Source organism: Caldibacillus sp. 210928-DFI.2.18, from assembly GCF_020554505.1.
Taxonomy (GTDB): Bacteria; Bacillota; Bacilli; order Bacillales; family Caldibacillaceae; genus Caldifermentibacillus; species Caldifermentibacillus hisashii.
Window position 1 is genome coordinate 1 of record NZ_JAJCHL010000075.1, and the last position, 15,469, is coordinate 15,469.

The following is a 15,469-nucleotide window of genomic DNA, read 5'->3' on the forward strand; positions in this document are numbered from 1 at the left end:
TTTAATTGTCTGACTGCCTACTGCTTCAGGAGATACAGCATTTTGGCAAAGGCTCTCAGGTTTTAATTTCATCATTGCACCAAAATATTGTGAAGCAGTCGTAAAAGAGATAAAAGCACATAGCTCACTTATTTCCTCTTCATTGAAATATTCCTTCAAAACATCAAAAGTTGAATCCGCTATCTCACCCTTTTGGTATAAAAAGACTTCCGCAAATCCTACTGCAACAGATGTTTTTTCATCAAACTGGGCAGGATCCGGTTTTCCTTTGGCCTTACAATACTCACAACCGTTCCTTTGAGCTAATGTTCTCCTTACTTGTTCCTTTAATTTAGCTGTTAGTTTTCCATCTTTTTCCAACACGTCGCCTAACTGACTCCATCTTACCATTACATCCTGATTATGCCCCAATAGTCTTTGAAAAGGTGTTTCCCCGAAATTAGATTCAACAATTCTTGCCATACAAGTCCCTCCCTGTTATATTTAATGTAAATTAATTATATAAAACAAAAAAATTAATTTACATTAAATTTATAACACTTATCAAATGAACTCTTTACAATATTAACAATTATAGGAGGAAAACTTTAAAAATGAAAATAGATGAGATTGATAAAAAAATTATAGATGAATTATGTAACAACAGTCGTTTATCCATGAGTGAGCTTGGCAGAAGAGTGAATCTTTCCTCCCCATCAGTTACGGAACGAGTAAGGCAAATGAAATCATTTGGAATTATAAAAAAATATACGATAGAAGTTGATTATGAGAAATTAGATTTACCTATCCAGTGCATAATTGAAGCTACCGTTAAAAATGGTGACTATAATTCTTTTAAAAACTATATAGAAAAACTTCCAAACGTAGAATTTTGTTATCGAATCGCAGGAAGTGCTTGTTATATGTTAAAAATGCAGTTTGAAACTTTCGCTAACGCTGAAAAATTTATTGATGAAGTAAGCCCAATTGCACAAACTGTAACACACTTTATTTTTTCACAGGTGCCGACAAAATTAAAATTTCAGCCCTGAAGAGTAAATATTTTTCGAAATAATTCCACCCAAACTTTGCCGAATATGTGACAATGAGGTTATATAAAAACCAATTGTATTGGCATTTGGGGGGAACTTTTTATGGTAACGAGGAAAGAAAAGCGTGAAATGGAAAAAGAGGTAAATTATTTATTCGAGTTGCTAAAAACACAAAATCACTTTTTAAAAATTCGAACAAATTACTTAAAGAGGTTGACGATCCAAGGCACCAAAGCTATATCACCTATGACACGGAAGTCCTTTTGATGATGGTTATTTTGAAAAATGCATGCAACTTAAAAAGTATGCGTGAAATGACAAATGAATTCAACAAGGAAGAGTGCATCAAAAATGTGGGAAAATGGTTGGGAAATGAAGATTTGGAAGAACTGCCCCACTATGATACAATCAATGATTTTTTGTCACGAGTGAATCCGGCAGAACTTGAAAGAATCCGAACCTATATGATCAAGGAATTATTGAAAAAGAGGTGTTTTGATTCCTATCGTATCAATGGGGAATACTGGGGTATTGCCATAGATGGGACCGGTATTTTTACTTTTGACAAAAAACATTGTGAACACTGCCTGAGACGAGTGTACAAATACACAGACAAGGAAACGGGTGAAGAAAAAACAAAGACCATCTACATGCATCATGTCTTAGAAGCCAAATTAATTGTGGGAAATATGGTGCTAAGTGTGGCCTCCGAGTTTATTGAAAATGAATCAGAGGACGTAAAAAAACAAGATTGTGAGTTGAATGCTTTTTATCGACTGACTGCTAGACTGAAAGACACCTTTAAAAAACTGCCTATCTGTCTGATTGCCGATAGTCTTTATGCCTGTGAAAATGTATTGAAACAATGCAAGGCGAATAATTGGAACTACTTATTCCGTTTTAAGGAAGATCGTATCAAAAGCATCACCGATGAGTTTCAAGCGTTAAAAAATATGGAAGAGGAGGAAGGCAAGAAAGCCAATGTGGTAAAGATACGTGAAAGCGAACAGCGAGGGGTAATCACCTGGGTGAACGATATTGATTACAGAGGCTTTGGGGTGAATGTTTTCGAATGCGAAGTAGAAGATGAAAAAAGAAAACAAAAATTTACCTTTATCACAGATATAAAAATCACAAAAAACAATGCAAAGAAGCTGATGAACGCTGGCAGAAGCCGCTGGAGAATAGAGAATGAGGGGTTTAACAGACAAAAAAACCTGCGCTACCACATTGAACACGCAAGCAGCCAAGATTACAATGCCATGAAAAATCACTACCTGTTGACCCAGATCACAGAGATTATCATGGTGTTACATGAGCATGGGTCAAAAGCATTGAGAAGCATGAAGAGAACAGTAAAAGAAATATCCTCGCGATTGTTAGAAGCCTTCCGCGGGCAAACACTAACAGACGAGGATATCGCACAACTGGGAAAACCTATGCAAATTAGGTTTACCTAGCGATTTAATTGTACCAGAGGATGTGATGTTTGGCAAAGAAAACAAGTTATCCACAACAAACAAAAATAAGTTATCCACATTTTTTAAAAAAATAAGCAAATTTGGTTCTTTTTGACCTTTCATGTGGATAAATTCAACTGGAAAATTCTACCAATTGTGGATAAGTCGTATTTTCACAATACTACCAGAAATTGATAAATTTACTCTTCATAGCTGTCAATAACTTTCCAAGCTTGATTTCTTAGCACTATATACTTTTCAGGAATATCTTGAATACCCGAACATATAAAAGGATCTTCTTTTATTTTGATAAGCGACTCCTCCAAAATTTCGTCAGTTAATTCTTGAATTAACCGTTTAAATGGAAGGGCTTTTTCATCATAAATGTCAATCAGATAAGCTACTACATTCCCATCATCTATCCATAAAATACGGTATATTTCACCACTAAGAGGATTTTTGAGTAGTTCATTAACAAAGAAATTCAATTAGCCCACCTCTTTTCTGTTATAAAGTTAGGGGGAAATTCAAGAATCGTTGTGTTCGACATTAGATCTATTTTTTTCGTTATATTTATTTTGATAATCTTGTGTGCAAGCATATATTTGAACATAGATAAAGCACTACCATTTGCCAGTTTAAATGTTTCGTCGAATTCTTTTAATAGGTAAAGTATCGGCATATTGTTTTTGGATAGTGCTTCATATAGTGAATAAAGCAATTTTTTATCTAAATCATCCGATAAAAAATAAGCTGAATGTAACCACTTAATATTGTCTATTGCATCTTTTGGTAATTCCTTTTCTGTAACGATGCCCCAGTCTACACCTTGTTTTGTCCAATATTCTCTTTCGATTTCAAACTTTTCGATAACCCTTGATGAATTTAATTCTTTATTTTCTTTTACTGTTCTGGCAAAGTAAATAATTTCTTTTTCTTTTCGCACTGTGATGAGAAAATCTGTCGTCATTACAATCGGAGTCTGTGTTGCGGAATCTATGGGGTGTTTTATGTTTTTCTCCTCAGCGATGGGAAGCGTCACATCACGTGGTAGAGGGAATTGTTCTCTAATATCAATCACTTCATCTGCCCAATCGAGTAAGCAAAAATAATTATATTCCATATCGGATAGGAGGTGATGTGTTCGACTTGTGGTCCAACCTTTTACACGATGGGCTCGTCCACCTGAAGGAACATCTTGAATCATTAGCCAAGGCGTATAATTAGATAACTCTCCCTGGCCACGACCTTCTTTATAGTAACGAGTAATTTTTTTCTCTGTCCAGCAAGTTTGACGCTTGGACATTTTAAAACACCTCCTAAAGATTAACCGATGATATTTGATTTTTTAGATATTAAATGCTATAACAAATCTCTCCTCGTAACTATACCGGGAGACATAAATTCTTCACCAGTTATTTCAGAAGCAATGTGATCTATAAATTGGTAGGGAGCATTTTTAATAAATTCTGAAAGTAACCAGTTATGTTGGCTACTAAGATGTTTTGATAAAACCACTGGTTCATATCTTGATAACTCACTTAATCTATGCATTCCTGCAAAAGTTAGGCTCATTGGATTTCGTGAAATAACTCCATCAACCCCTTCGCGTTTGATATACCATAATCTTGACATTCCAGCTATATAATGAATTTGCTTTCGGATTTTACAATGGAAAGTAACCAATTTATTCAACTTGTTTGGATCGTCCCTTCTCCACCGGAATCTTTTTTTAGTCCTTACTACAAAAACATCCTCAAAAGTTGGATCTCTTTCAAAATTTTCCGCTATTTTTTTTAATGTATGACCATTAGCATACTTAGGATCTATTTCTGCAGAAAACCAACTTTCTGACGAACCGTACTTTTTCACAAAAAATGCTTTCCTAATAGGGATAAACAACTCTTTTGTAGATGTAGACGTATAAGTAAGGCAATAGGCCCTATGAATAAAAGGCAAATTATATAAAACATCTCTTAATAATAAGTCTCAGCAGTATTCACTGGTTCATCTAAATAATTGCAAAGAGCAGGTAAAATACCTCCAGTTTGAATTTTAATGTCTTCATTACTTAAGGACACTTTACTATTTTTACTCCATCCACTTACACCATGCCTATCAGAAAATGGAACATTTTTAACCATTAATAAAGTTTTAACAGCGTTTAAAAAACAATAGATGTAGTTAATGGTGAAGACGTTAGAGGAAGCATAGTCGAGGCTTCATAAAATTGTCTAGATTGTTGCCAATAAAATAAAGCTTCATCATTATGATTATTCCTCTTCAACCACATCTCCACATATTCCCATGGGTCATTAACCAATACCGTTTTCCCTTCAAAATTTGGGCTTTTAATAGCTTTATATAAGGTTAAGTTTTTGCCTTTATAACTAATTATCTGAGACATTAGCCCACCCCACAGTTATCTCGACGCTCTAAATTAAAAAACACACGTTCGGAGTTACTTCCATTTTACTCCATAACGTGTGTTTTTTTAAACAACTTTTTTATTTTTTAAACGACTTTTTTATAATTTAAACAACTTTTTTATTACTCAACAGTTATGTCCAAGAGGGCCAACTGATTATTCCACCGTCACTGATTTTGCGAGGTTGCGTGGTTTGTCAACGTCGCAGCCGCGGTGAAGGGCGGCGTAATATGCGATAAATTGCATTGGTACAACAGAGATAAGAGGTGTTAATAATTCATGCACTTGCGGTAAGACGAAACGGTCACCGTCCATTTCCAGTCCTTTCATAGAAATGATACACGCATTAGCACCACGGGCCGCAACTTCTTTTACATTACCGCGAATTGGCAAATTAACGTTCTCTTGAGTTGATAAGACAAAGACCGGTGTGCCTTCTTCAATCAAGGCAATAGGACCGTGTTTCAATTCTCCACCGGCAAAACCTTCAGCCTGAATATAGGAAATTTCCTTCAACTTCAAGGCACCTTCTAAGCAAACGGCATAGTCTAACGTACGACCGATAAAGAAGCTGCTACGAGCAAAAGACAAATAGTCACTTGCGATTTGTTCAAATGCATCTCTCGTATCACAAAGTTCCTCCATGGCACTCGCAACAATGCCAAGTTCATGGACGAGATCCACATCAATGGCCAGACCTTTGCTTCTTGCAACAACCTCAGCCAAGATGGACAACACCGCCACTTGTGCCGTATAAGCTTTTGTCGATGCAACAGCGATTTCCGGACCGGCGTGAAGCAACAATGTATAATCTGCCTCACGAGATAACGTAGACCCGGGAACATTCGTAATGGTCAATGCTTGATAACCCATTTTCTTAATTTGCACAAGAACGGCACGGCTGTCTGCTGTTTCTCCGCTCTGTGAAATAAAAATAAACAATGGTTTTTCCGATAACAATGGCATGTTGTAACCAAATTCACTGGCCACATGTACTTCAGTTGGAATTTTTGCCAACCGTTCAATTATATTTTTTCCGACCATACCGGCATGATAACTCGTTCCAGCTGCAATAATATAGAGCCGGTCTGCTTGATTAATGGCTCCAAGAATATTTTGATCAATAACCAATTCACCATTATCATTGGAATACTTTTGAATAATTGTCCGAATAACAAATGGCTGTTCATCAATTTCTTTTAACATATAGTGGGGATACGTACCTTTTTCAATATCACTGGCATCTAATTCAGCAATAAACGGTTTTCGTTCAACTTTTCTTCCATCTAAGTCAAAAATTTCCACATTTTCCCGCGTGACAATAACCATTTCTTGATCCATTAATTCCAGAAATTCTTTTGTAACTTGTAACATTGCCAAGGCATCCGATGCGACCACATTGAAGCCGTCACCTAGACCGACAAGTAGCGGGCTTTTATTTTTTGCAACATAAATAACATCTTTATTTTCTTCGTCAAGTAAAGCTAGAGCATAAGATCCTTTTAATATTTTCAACGTCTTTTGGAAAGCTTCTTGAACAGCATATCCATCATTGACAAATTTCTCAACTAATTGAACAACGACTTCCGTATCGGTGTCACTTTTTAGTGAGATATCCGACAAATATTCCGCTTTTAATTGTTCATCGTTTTCAATTACTCCGTTGTGCACGATTGTAAACCGTCCCGTTCCACTTTGATGCGGGTGAGCATTTACTTTGCTTGGTTTCCCGTGAGTTGCCCAACGAGTATGACCGATTCCAACGTTTGCCTTTACTTGTTCATCAACAATAAAACGTAAATCAGCAATCCTACCTTTTTCTTTAAAAAGATGGACCCCTTCTTCATTTAAAACGGCGATCCCGGCAGAATCGTATCCTCTATATTCAAGTTTTTCAAGTCCTTTTAATAAAATTTCCTTAGCGTCCTTATTACCAATATAACCAACTATTCCACACATAGTTTCCAGCCTCCTAATGTCCGGGGGCAAGAGGTCAACTATATATGGATTTTATAGGGACATCTTGCCCCCTTATCTCCATTTGTAATGGCGCATTTTTCTCTCCTTTGTCCAAAAAGTCACCTCTTTGTTTTAGAGAGAAATCACGACTATGCGCAAAGTCGGAAGGTATCCGCCGAAAAACTCGATAAACCTTCTCCTCGTCAACTAGTATTACGGTTCCCATTAGTTTATCATTCATGAATCTTTCTTCATCAAGATACGTGCATACCCTTGTTTGACGAAGGAATATACAAATACAGAAACATCCCGACTGATAAACTCTCCAGTCCTTGAGTGAAATGGGACCTTTACTAGTTCTGGCGCTTTAATAAACTGACTTATACGATCCTCCTTTCCTCCAAAAAATTAACAGGACATATTCATCATAATTCAATCCACTCTTTTTAGTCAATAGGGAAATTATTCACATGCTTTACCTTGGAGTTCATATGATCGGTTGAAATCCGGTAAGGACTGAAGTCACTTTTTTTAAATGCCAAAAAGAGCGGATAATAAAATATATGCATAAAGGAATTGAACCGTTCCTTTATGCATATGTTAAAAGTAAATCGCGTTCTGCTTTTTTACAATCGCTTGGATTTTTTTACAACCGTGTTATTCACGTATTCCCATTTCTTCTTTTACAACAGCGGTAATTCTATTCACATAAGCTTCACATTCCTGTTCGCTCGGTGCTTCTACCATGACACGCACGAGTGGTTCTGTACCGGATGGTCGGACAAGAACTCGTCCATTTCCTGCCATTTCTTTTTCTACCTCTTCAATTACTTCCTTTACCTTTTCATTTTCGGCTACATGATGTTTATCGGTTACCCGGATATTAATAAGTTTCTGTGGATATTTTTTCATTTCTTTTGCCAGCTCCGATAACGGCTTATTCGTTTGTTTTAAAATATTTATCAATTGCAGTCCTGTTAACATTCCGTCACCTGTTGTATTATAATCAAGGAAAATAATATGCCCGGATTGCTCGCCTCCAAGATTATAGCCATTCTTTTTCATTTCCTCTACAACATAGCGATCTCCTACATCTGTCCGAACACTCTTAATCTCAAGTGCTTCTAAAGCTTTATAGAAACCAAGGTTACTCATGACAGTTGAGACGACAGTTTGTTGTTTCAGTCTGCCTTCATTTTTCATATACTTGGCACATATATACATAATTTGGTCGCCATCAACAATTTCGCCTTTTTCATCAACCGCAATCAACCGGTCCCCGTCGCCGTCAAATGCCAAACCGACATCCGCTCCTTTTTCAACAACAAATTTTTGAAGGGCTTCCGGGTGGGTTGACCCAACTCCATCATTGATATTCAGACCATCCGGTGATGCACCCATTGTTGATAAATCGGCGTCTAAATCGGCAAATAAATAGTTTGCTAAAGATGAAGTCGATCCATTGGCGCAATCGAGTGCAATATGAATTCCGGAAAAATCTTCATCGACGGTCTGTTTTAAATATTGTATGTACTTTTGCCCGCCTTCAAAGTAATCATTCACGACACCAAGATCCTTTCCTACCGGTCTTGGTAAATTATCTTCATTCATATCAAGATATTGTTCAATTTCTGCTTCTTGATCATCTGTTAGTTTAAATCCGTCAGGACCAAAGAACTTGATTCCATTATCTTCAACCGGATTGTGGGAGGCTGAGATCATTACGCCGGCATGTGCACTCAAGGCCTTCGTTAAGTAAGCAACACCCGGAGTTGTAATAACACCTAATCGCATTACTTCAACACCGATTGAAAGCAGCCCGGCCACGAACGCACCTTCCAGCATGTGACCGGATATGCGAGTGTCCCGTCCAATCAAGACTTTTGGACGTTCCGCATCTTTCGTTAAAACATATCCGCCATAGCGTCCTAATTTAAATGCCAATTCCGGTGTCAGCTCACTATTTGCCACTCCTCTAACTCCATCCGTACCAAAATACTTACCCATAAAAACTCTCTCCTTTTTTCCAATCATTAACCGGTGATAACTCAACTTTCCGGCTCTTCTATTATCCTTCAGCTGTAATTTTTACTTTTACTGTTGTTCGTTTAAGTTTCCAATCTATCGAATCAGGACCCTCTGCCTGAATTTTCAGCTCATGTTCTCCTTCAGTTAACCCTTCCGCATTAACGGTCAGATTAAAACTGGCAACATTTATATTTTGTAAAACTTCCGGTGTCCCGATTACATAAATATCAACTTGTCCGTTATCCGGATCAAGGAAATCAAGTGCATATTGATTACTTAATCCGGTATAGTTTACCGGGACATTTTTAATCGTCCTTGTTTCTTTCGTTTCAGTCGTCACTTTTACATTAATTGCTTCAGGTGTCACAGCGGTTATCCCATTTCCTAAAGTGATTGGAATTGTTAGTTCCTGATCACCCGAAATATTAGCCACATTTACCGGAATTTCGATACTTGAAATTTTATCTAATGCACTTTGTCTTCCATATAGAACAACTTCTCGTACAGCCGGTTCAATATTTTTAATGCTTACCCCCTCTTTCGGTGTTCCTTGTTGTTTAATAACAACAGGTACCGTTTTTTGTGGGCTTTTAACCGGAATTGTGACTTCCACTTCGGCCGGTTCTACCTGTACGTTTAGTTTATTTAAGTTTTGGTCAAGAACGGATACACTCGCTTTTTGAGTAAACGTTCGATCAATGACTTCATTTCGCTCAACAATTGCTTTTACATAATTGATTTGATCAATGACATCTTTTCCGCCTGTAATTTTAACTTTTTTTGGTTTTATAACCGGTTCCTCTGCTTGGTAGCCATCTTCCAGAAGAGCTTTATTAAACTGTATATCAACAGTGAATTCCTTTGTTACTTTTTCTTGAACATTTACATTCACTGCTTCAGGTTTTATAGAGACAGTTAATTTATCCGAAATATCACGAACTTGGAATTTCACCCTCTGTGTACCTATTTCTGCCTTGGTCAAATCAAGATAAACTGTAAAATCCCTCAAATTTTTAGCCGATTTAACTAAACTGCTATTGCCCTCAACAATGACGTCAACAGTTTGTGGAGCACCGGTGACGACAAAATTTTCTTCATCATAATATAAAACAACAGGTACATCCTCTATCGTTTCCGTGGTTGTATTATCCCTGGCGGCACCTGATGCAGGACCCATTTGGTCTATATAAGCTGTTATATATAAGAGTAAAGCCAGTACTAAGGCAAGACCCCGGACAAACCATTTGCTTTCCATTAATTTATTTAAAAATTTATCCATCTTTTATCACCTCTTTTTCACCCACTTGCTCCAAAGATTACTTGTGGTTTGGGGTTCCAAAGGTTTTACTAACTTTTCGGTTAACATGCTCCGGAGCTGTTCTAGTTTAATTTCTCTGTGAAGTTCTCCATTTTTCGTTAATGAAATCCCTCCTGTTTCCTCTGAGACAACGACGGTAATACTATCGGTAACTTCACTAATTCCAACAGCTGCTCTGTGCCTTGTACCAAGTTCCTTTGAAATAAACGGGCTTTCTGATAAAGGCAAATAACAGGCTGCCGCTTTAATCTCATCGTCTTGAATGATCACTGCCCCATCATGTAAGGGCGTGTTGGGAATAAATGTATTGATTAGAAGTTCCGATGTAACTTTTGCATTCATCGGTATGCCAGTTTCAATATAATCATTCATTCCGGTCTCTTGGGCAATTGATATTAAGGCTCCAATCCGTCTCTTCGCCATATACTCGCAAGCTTTTACGATGGCATTTACAATTTGTTCTTGCTTTTCTTCCTCTTTTTGTCTTTGCCTTGTAAAAATTCGGCCACGACCCAGTTGTTCCAGGGCACGCCGTAATTCAGGTTGGAAAATAATAATGATTGCCAGAAAGCCCCATTCAATCACCTGCTCCATTAACCATTCCAGAGTTCTTAATCCAATTATATTACTCAAACCACGTAAAATAAGGATAATAAATATTCCGTTGATTAATTGAACAGCCTTCGTTCCCCTGACAACCATAAATATTTTATAAATTAGATACCATACAACTAGAATATCAACAACACTCGCTATATAATCAACAATCGTAAAATCGGCAAAAAAATCAGCAAATGGCATAAAAACCTTCCTCCAATTATCTATGCAAAAACGTTTCAGTCCATCCTTTTAACAAGTAAATTGGTCCACATACATTCCAAAGGCAAAATGACAACCAACAAGATGCATTTTTCAACAAACAAATCAGTCCACATACCCCTATTATATCCTATATTCTAAACGTGAACATGATTGACAAAGATTTTGTTTGTTGAGCGTGCAGGCAACAATTTCCCCTTTATTCACTTGCCCTGGAACTGAAACGTTGTAAAAGTGATATATCATTCTAATTTGATTAGCTTTTTTATCCTTTAATAGACATTCAGTTAACGATATACAACTATGGGGGTTACTAAGTATTTTACTGTACATCATATTTTTTTATTATACCATAACTCATAACAACAGAAATTTTTTTCACCATTTTTTGCAGAAGACCATCTCCAAATGTATGAAAACCAACTATTACTTGCAAAAAGAAAAGCACACGGAAAGATTTCGAAGCTTTCCTTGTGCGTTTATTTTATATCCAAAAAGTTCCAATTTGACTAAAATTGCTTTTGTTCTTTCTTTACATAAAAAAAGGTCTTTGAACACGCTTGATCACAACCATAAGATTTCCACTTGGTAAGATCATCCGTGTAAGAAAGGACCTTTATCAACGGATTTATTATTCCTTACCCGTTAACATGTTCATGGTACTTTCAAATATATGTTTCATTTGATACCATAACCACTCAAATGCCTCATTAATCTCCACAATATCGCCTGTAACCTGACCGGCCGAGGCCATATATGATTCTCCATTAACGATTTCCCCGTTAATGACTGTTACACTACCGTCAACTTTTCCGTCAATACGGATATCGCCATTTTTTACAACAATATCTCCTGTAACCGTCTCTCCTTCAGGCACGATAGCTGTGTTATTCTCAATGACTAAATCAGGGTTTTTTGTAACAGAAAAGTCATCCCCTGACCAATGAGACAATAAACTTGCAGCCATAAATATGGAATAGATACTTGCAGCCGTTAATACCGGATGTCTTGAGAACCATCGTTTCACACTTACTTTTTTCTTTTCTTTCGGTAAATTCATCAGCACTTTTTGCGTAAAATCTGCCGGTGCTTGAACATGTGAGATGCTTTTTACTAAAGCAATGGATTTTTCAAGTTCCTGAAAATGTTGGCGGCAGTCGGCACAAGATTTTAAATGTACGGTTAATATGTTTTTATGTTCCGGTAAAATTTCCCCGTCTAAATATTCATGCATATATTCGGTTATTATTTCAGGACATCGATTCAAAGGTTTTCACCTCACTCAAATATGCCGGAGTTGTTTGCGAAGAGCTTCTCTCCCTCTATGTATTCTCGTTTTGATAGTTCCAATGGGGAGATCCAAAATCTTACTAATTTCCAATAGGGGGAGTTCTTCGATATATCTTAAAACAATGACTGCCCGATATTTTTCCGGCAATTTTAGAATTTCATTTTGAATGATTTCTTGCAATTCAATTTTTGAAACCTCTTCATCGGGTGCAAGTTGGCTGGCGGGTATTTGTGAATATAAGGTCAACCCTTCTGTTCCTGCCACTTCAGCATCTAAATAATAATCAGGTTTCTTTTTCCTGATCCGGTCGATACATAAATTGGTTGCAATACGATATAACCACGTGGAAAATTTTCTGTCAATATTATATCGTTCAATATTTATATATGCACGCATAAAAGCCTCTTGTGAAATATCTTCAGCCTCGTGAGAATTCCCCAACATTCGGAAGCAAAGTTGAAATACTTTATCTTTGTATAATTCAACGATCTCCCCAAACGCATTTTGGTCCCCTTTTCGCACTTGTTTTATCCGTGATTTCACAAACTCATCCATTCATAACCCTCCGCTCTATGCGGCTATTTATATTACGAAACAGCAAAAAAAAAGTTTCATTAATCTTATTATACTATGAATTATTTTTTTATTGAGGGGAAAACTAGAAATTTTCTTTATATACAATTAGGAAAACACTTGGAATTGCCTGCTACATGGGATATGTATTATTATTGGAAATTTTTACTTATGGTGTAAAAAAATCACGGTGGTTACCTGTTTCATGAGATTTGTATCATTTCCGGAGATTTGTACTTTCCTGTGTCACAAAAAATCACGCCGGCTGTTACCTGTTATGTGTTGTATCCTTACCTCAAAATTTATACGGGCGTACATGTAAAATAAATGGGTCCCCATCTAAATTTTAAAATGAGAACCCTTAATCACTAGTTATATAAAATTTACGGTTATTTTGCTGATTCATAATAGACTTTCACCAAAAAGCGAGGCCATTAATCCGACGGCAAGTACCCCTGTTTTGTTCCGCTCATCTAAAATAGGATTCACTTCAACGAATTCCGCTGACGTAATCATGCCTGATTCAAAAAACATTTCCATAGCCAAATGACTTTCCCGGTAATTCAAGCCGCCTTCTACCGGAGTGCCGACACCCGGTGCATAAAGTGGATCTAACCCGTCTAAATCTAATGAAAGATGAACACCATCTGTACGATCTTTAAAATATGCAATCGTTTCTTCTATAACTTTTGGAATGCCCAGACGATCAATTTCATGCATGGTATATACTTTGATTCCTTTTTCTTTAATTAATCTTTTTTCACCTTCATCTAATGATCTGGCACCAATAATGACGATATTCTCAGGTTGAATTTTTGGACAATAGCCACCAATTTGCGTAAGCGTCGTTTCACCTAATCCAAGACTGACTGCAAGAGGCATGCCATGAATATTTCCCGATGGTGAAGTTTCCGGTGTATTTAAATCTCCATGGGCATCAAACCAGATAACCCCGAGTCTTTTAAAATATTTTGAAATGCCGGCAAGTGTTCCAATCGCAATACTATGGTCTCCGCCAAGTACGAGTGGAAAGGAACCTTCTTTCATGATTTTGTCGACTTTATCTGCAATTTTTGTACTCGCTTGGACAACCGCTTCTAAGTTTCGCAACCCTGTTAAAGGATCTGTTGTCAATCGATCTCTACCAATCTCAATATCTCCTAAATCATTCACTTGGTAACCCAGGGATTCCAGCCTTTCAACGACCCCCGCATAACGGATTGCACTCGGACCCATATCGACACCCCTGCGTAATTGCCCTAAATCCATCGGTGCTCCCACAATTGAAATTTTTCCTCTCATCTTTTTCTACCCCCCTAAAATATATTGTAAATGCTCTCAAAGGATGACTCAACCTAGCAAAAAATGGTATAAATAAACACTTTTTATTATAGCAATCAAGGAAAAATTATTATAAGAAAAGGAAAGGAATGCTTTCGTAGATTCCTTTCTCAAGTTTGACACTGAAAAACGTTTGGAACATTGTAATTACAGCGTTTTTGGCCCATATTTAGGGCGATAAAACTGCGTACTTTTTAGCTCTTTTGCTGCTAAAAAGTAAATAAATTGTGTGATAAAATTATTTTGGGCAAATTATTTCTTAGCCCTTCATTTAGCAAAAATCACTTTCTTAGTTGTATTTTTTTCGCAAGTAGTTATATTTATAATTAAGTCATGCGGATTTGGTATGCTTCCTTATCCCTGGGTGCCTTTTTCTGATGTTTCGCAGCTTTAAGGCTGTATGGTTGTAACTAATCCGGTGTTTAAACAGGTATCTTTACCAATCGTTAAAAAATGGCTGAAAGAGAGGGATAAACTTCATGCCCAAAAAACAAACCGAGGCAAATAAGAAGTGGCAAGAAAAAATAAGGATTATGCTAACTATATTAGTGCACGATCCCGAGCGCGCAGTTTCATCAAGAATAAAGCCACCCTTGAAGATATTGAGGAATTTAAAAAATTAATTGAAGAGCGTGAAAAATTTTTAAAAAGCGAGGACACATTTAGCTAAGAGGAAATCACTTTTTTTACAGTCAATTTTGCCAGGGGAATCGTCCTAAGAATATCTCTGCAAACTTTTGGCACATATCGGAATTAATTTTTCTACGAATTCGTTTCTTATTGAGTTTTTATAGAGGAAATGTCGAACCGAAAAATAGGATATTGCCTGTTGTTCGCCTGTGGAACGGTAAAAAACAAAAAAATGTTCCACAAAAAAGCGACCCTTAAACATCCAAGAGTCGCCTTTTTTAATATTTTTCGCAATAAGCGGAAGACGGGACTCGAACCCGCGACCCTCACCTTGGGAAGGTGATGTTCTACCACTAAACTACTTCCGCATAAATTAAACTATCTATAAATTAAAATTAAAACAAATTTACTCCCTTATACATCACAGTTGTTTATTTTCTAAATAAAATGACTGGGCTAGCTGGATTCGAACCAACGAATCACGGAGTCAAAGTCCGTTGCCTTACCGCTTGGCTATAGCCCAATATGTTTTTATGGTGGAGGGGGACGGATTCGAACCGCCGAACCCTGAGGGAGCGGATTTACAGTCCG

At 37.0% G+C, this 15,469-nt stretch carries 15 protein-coding genes, 2 tRNA genes and 2 pseudogenes; 4 read left to right on the top strand and 15 right to left on the bottom strand.

Annotated elements, in window-relative coordinates:
• On the bottom strand, positions 1-462 hold a 462-nt coding region (locus tag LIZ98_RS13530), incomplete at its 3' end, for a carboxymuconolactone decarboxylase family protein (RefSeq protein ID WP_227139957.1).
• 131 nt (positions 463-593) lie between these two features.
• Here LIZ98_RS13530 and LIZ98_RS13535 point away from each other — a divergent pair.
• The 3 genes from LIZ98_RS13535 (at position 594) to LIZ98_RS13545 (ending at position 2,491) form a co-directional block, all read left to right on the top strand.
• Entirely contained in the window at positions 594-1,031 is a 438-nt protein-coding gene (locus tag LIZ98_RS13535; RefSeq protein ID WP_227139956.1) for an Lrp/AsnC family transcriptional regulator, read from the top strand.
• 102 nt (positions 1,032-1,133) lie between these two features.
• Positions 1,134-1,298, top strand: a complete 165-nt coding sequence (locus LIZ98_RS13540) for a hypothetical protein (protein WP_227139955.1) — start codon at positions 1,134-1,136, stop codon at positions 1,296-1,298.
• A complete protein-coding gene (locus LIZ98_RS13545) occupies positions 1,295-2,491 on the top strand; it encodes a transposase family protein (protein ID WP_255602227.1) in 1,197 nt (398 codons plus the stop codon). Before LIZ98_RS13540 ends, LIZ98_RS13545 begins: the two co-directional genes overlap by 4 nt.
• 200 nt (positions 2,492-2,691) lie before the next feature.
• Here LIZ98_RS13545 and LIZ98_RS13550 read toward each other — a convergent pair whose 3' ends face one another.
• The 12 genes and pseudogenes from LIZ98_RS13550 to rocF all read right to left on the bottom strand — a co-directional run bounded on the left by LIZ98_RS13550 (position 2,692) and on the right by rocF (position 14,209).
• Positions 2,692-2,979, bottom strand: coding sequence for a hypothetical protein (locus tag LIZ98_RS13550; protein ID WP_227139954.1), 288 nt, complete (start codon positions 2,977-2,979; stop codon positions 2,692-2,694).
• Positions 2,976-3,797, bottom strand: a complete 822-nt coding sequence (locus tag LIZ98_RS13555; RefSeq protein WP_227139953.1) for a TnsA endonuclease N-terminal domain-containing protein — start codon at positions 3,795-3,797, stop codon at positions 2,976-2,978. Before LIZ98_RS13555 ends, LIZ98_RS13550 begins: the two co-directional genes overlap by 4 nt.
• 56 nt (positions 3,798-3,853) lie before the next feature.
• A pseudogene (locus LIZ98_RS18010) lies at positions 3,854-4,459 on the bottom strand (YaaC family protein); the annotation flags it as partial.
• A gap of 8 nt (positions 4,460-4,467) precedes the next feature.
• Positions 4,468-4,635, bottom strand: a complete 168-nt coding sequence (locus tag LIZ98_RS18205; protein ID WP_375293587.1) for a hypothetical protein — start codon at positions 4,633-4,635, stop codon at positions 4,468-4,470.
• Positions 4,636-4,655: 20 nt separating this feature from the next.
• Positions 4,656-4,898, bottom strand: a complete 243-nt coding sequence (locus LIZ98_RS18015) for a YaaC family protein (RefSeq protein ID WP_255654844.1) — start codon at positions 4,896-4,898, stop codon at positions 4,656-4,658.
• Between the two features lie 177 nt (positions 4,899-5,075).
• A complete protein-coding gene (glmS, locus tag LIZ98_RS13565; RefSeq protein WP_041846965.1) occupies positions 5,076-6,878 on the bottom strand; it encodes a glutamine--fructose-6-phosphate transaminase (isomerizing) in 1,803 nt (600 codons plus the stop codon).
• Positions 6,879-7,535: 657 nt separating this feature from the next.
• The gene (gene glmM, locus LIZ98_RS13570) at positions 7,536-8,885 is read right to left on the bottom strand and encodes a phosphoglucosamine mutase (protein ID WP_227092623.1); all 1,350 of its coding nucleotides are present in this window, start codon (positions 8,883-8,885) and stop codon (positions 7,536-7,538) included.
• Positions 8,886-8,946: 61 nt separating this feature from the next.
• Positions 8,947-10,185 carry a CdaR family protein gene (locus LIZ98_RS13575; protein ID WP_227092622.1) on the bottom strand — a complete coding sequence of 413 codons (1,239 nt, stop codon included), beginning with the start codon at positions 10,183-10,185 and terminating at the stop codon, positions 8,947-8,949.
• 6 nt (positions 10,186-10,191) lie between these two features.
• On the bottom strand, positions 10,192-11,025 hold the full coding sequence (cdaA, locus tag LIZ98_RS13580) for a diadenylate cyclase CdaA (RefSeq protein WP_034767134.1): 834 nt from the start codon (positions 11,023-11,025) through the stop codon (positions 10,192-10,194).
• A gap of 649 nt (positions 11,026-11,674) precedes the next feature.
• Complete coding sequence (locus LIZ98_RS13585) at positions 11,675-12,310, bottom strand: anti-sigma factor family protein (protein WP_082026016.1); 636 nt, start codon at positions 12,308-12,310, stop codon at positions 11,675-11,677.
• A gap of 15 nt (positions 12,311-12,325) precedes the next feature.
• A complete protein-coding gene (sigW, locus tag LIZ98_RS13590) occupies positions 12,326-12,889 on the bottom strand; it encodes an RNA polymerase sigma factor SigW (RefSeq protein ID WP_041902785.1) in 564 nt (187 codons plus the stop codon).
• Positions 12,890-13,309: 420 nt separating this feature from the next.
• Positions 13,310-14,209 (bottom strand): arginase, encoded by a 900-nt coding sequence (rocF, locus tag LIZ98_RS13595; protein WP_041902783.1) that lies wholly within the window; start codon positions 14,207-14,209, stop codon positions 13,310-13,312.
• Between the two features lie 518 nt (positions 14,210-14,727).
• Between rocF and LIZ98_RS13600 the strand changes: the two are divergent.
• Positions 14,728-14,918: pseudogene (locus LIZ98_RS13600) on the top strand (hypothetical protein).
• 256 nt (positions 14,919-15,174) lie between these two features.
• On the opposite strand, the gene LIZ98_RS13605 reads toward LIZ98_RS13600, so the two are convergent.
• Together LIZ98_RS13605 and LIZ98_RS13610 are read right to left on the bottom strand one after the other, a co-directional pair.
• Positions 15,175-15,246: transfer RNA gene (locus LIZ98_RS13605), tRNA-Gly, on the bottom strand.
• A gap of 83 nt (positions 15,247-15,329) precedes the next feature.
• Positions 15,330-15,401 (bottom strand) — tRNA-Gln (locus tag LIZ98_RS13610).
• Positions 15,402-15,469: the final 68 nt, after the last annotated feature.

Coding starts and splice junctions, on each gene's coding strand:
- LIZ98_RS13535 (WP_227139956.1), top strand. CDS start 594: ATGAAAATAGATGAGATTGATAAAAAAATTATAGATGAATTATGTAAC.
- LIZ98_RS13540 (WP_227139955.1), top strand. CDS start 1,134: ATGGTAACGAGGAAAGAAAAGCGTGAAATGGAAAAAGAGGTAAATTAT.
- LIZ98_RS13555 (WP_227139953.1), bottom strand. CDS start 3,797: ATGTCCAAGCGTCAAACTTGCTGGACAGAGAAAAAAATTACTCGTTAC.
- LIZ98_RS18205 (WP_375293587.1), bottom strand. CDS start 4,635: ATGGTTAAAAATGTTCCATTTTCTGATAGGCATGGTGTAAGTGGATGG.
- LIZ98_RS18015 (WP_255654844.1), bottom strand. CDS start 4,898: ATGTCTCAGATAATTAGTTATAAAGGCAAAAACTTAACCTTATATAAA.
- glmS (WP_041846965.1), bottom strand. CDS start 6,878: ATGTGTGGAATAGTTGGTTATATTGGTAATAAGGACGCTAAGGAAATT.
- glmM (WP_227092623.1), bottom strand. CDS start 8,885: ATGGGTAAGTATTTTGGTACGGATGGAGTTAGAGGAGTGGCAAATAGT.
- LIZ98_RS13575 (WP_227092622.1), bottom strand. CDS start 10,185: ATGGATAAATTTTTAAATAAATTAATGGAAAGCAAATGGTTTGTCCGG.
- cdaA (WP_034767134.1), bottom strand. CDS start 11,025: ATGCCATTTGCTGATTTTTTTGCCGATTTTACGATTGTTGATTATATA.
- sigW (WP_041902785.1), bottom strand. CDS start 12,889: ATGGATGAGTTTGTGAAATCACGGATAAAACAAGTGCGAAAAGGGGAC.
- rocF (WP_041902783.1), bottom strand. CDS start 14,209: ATGAGAGGAAAAATTTCAATTGTGGGAGCACCGATGGATTTAGGGCAA.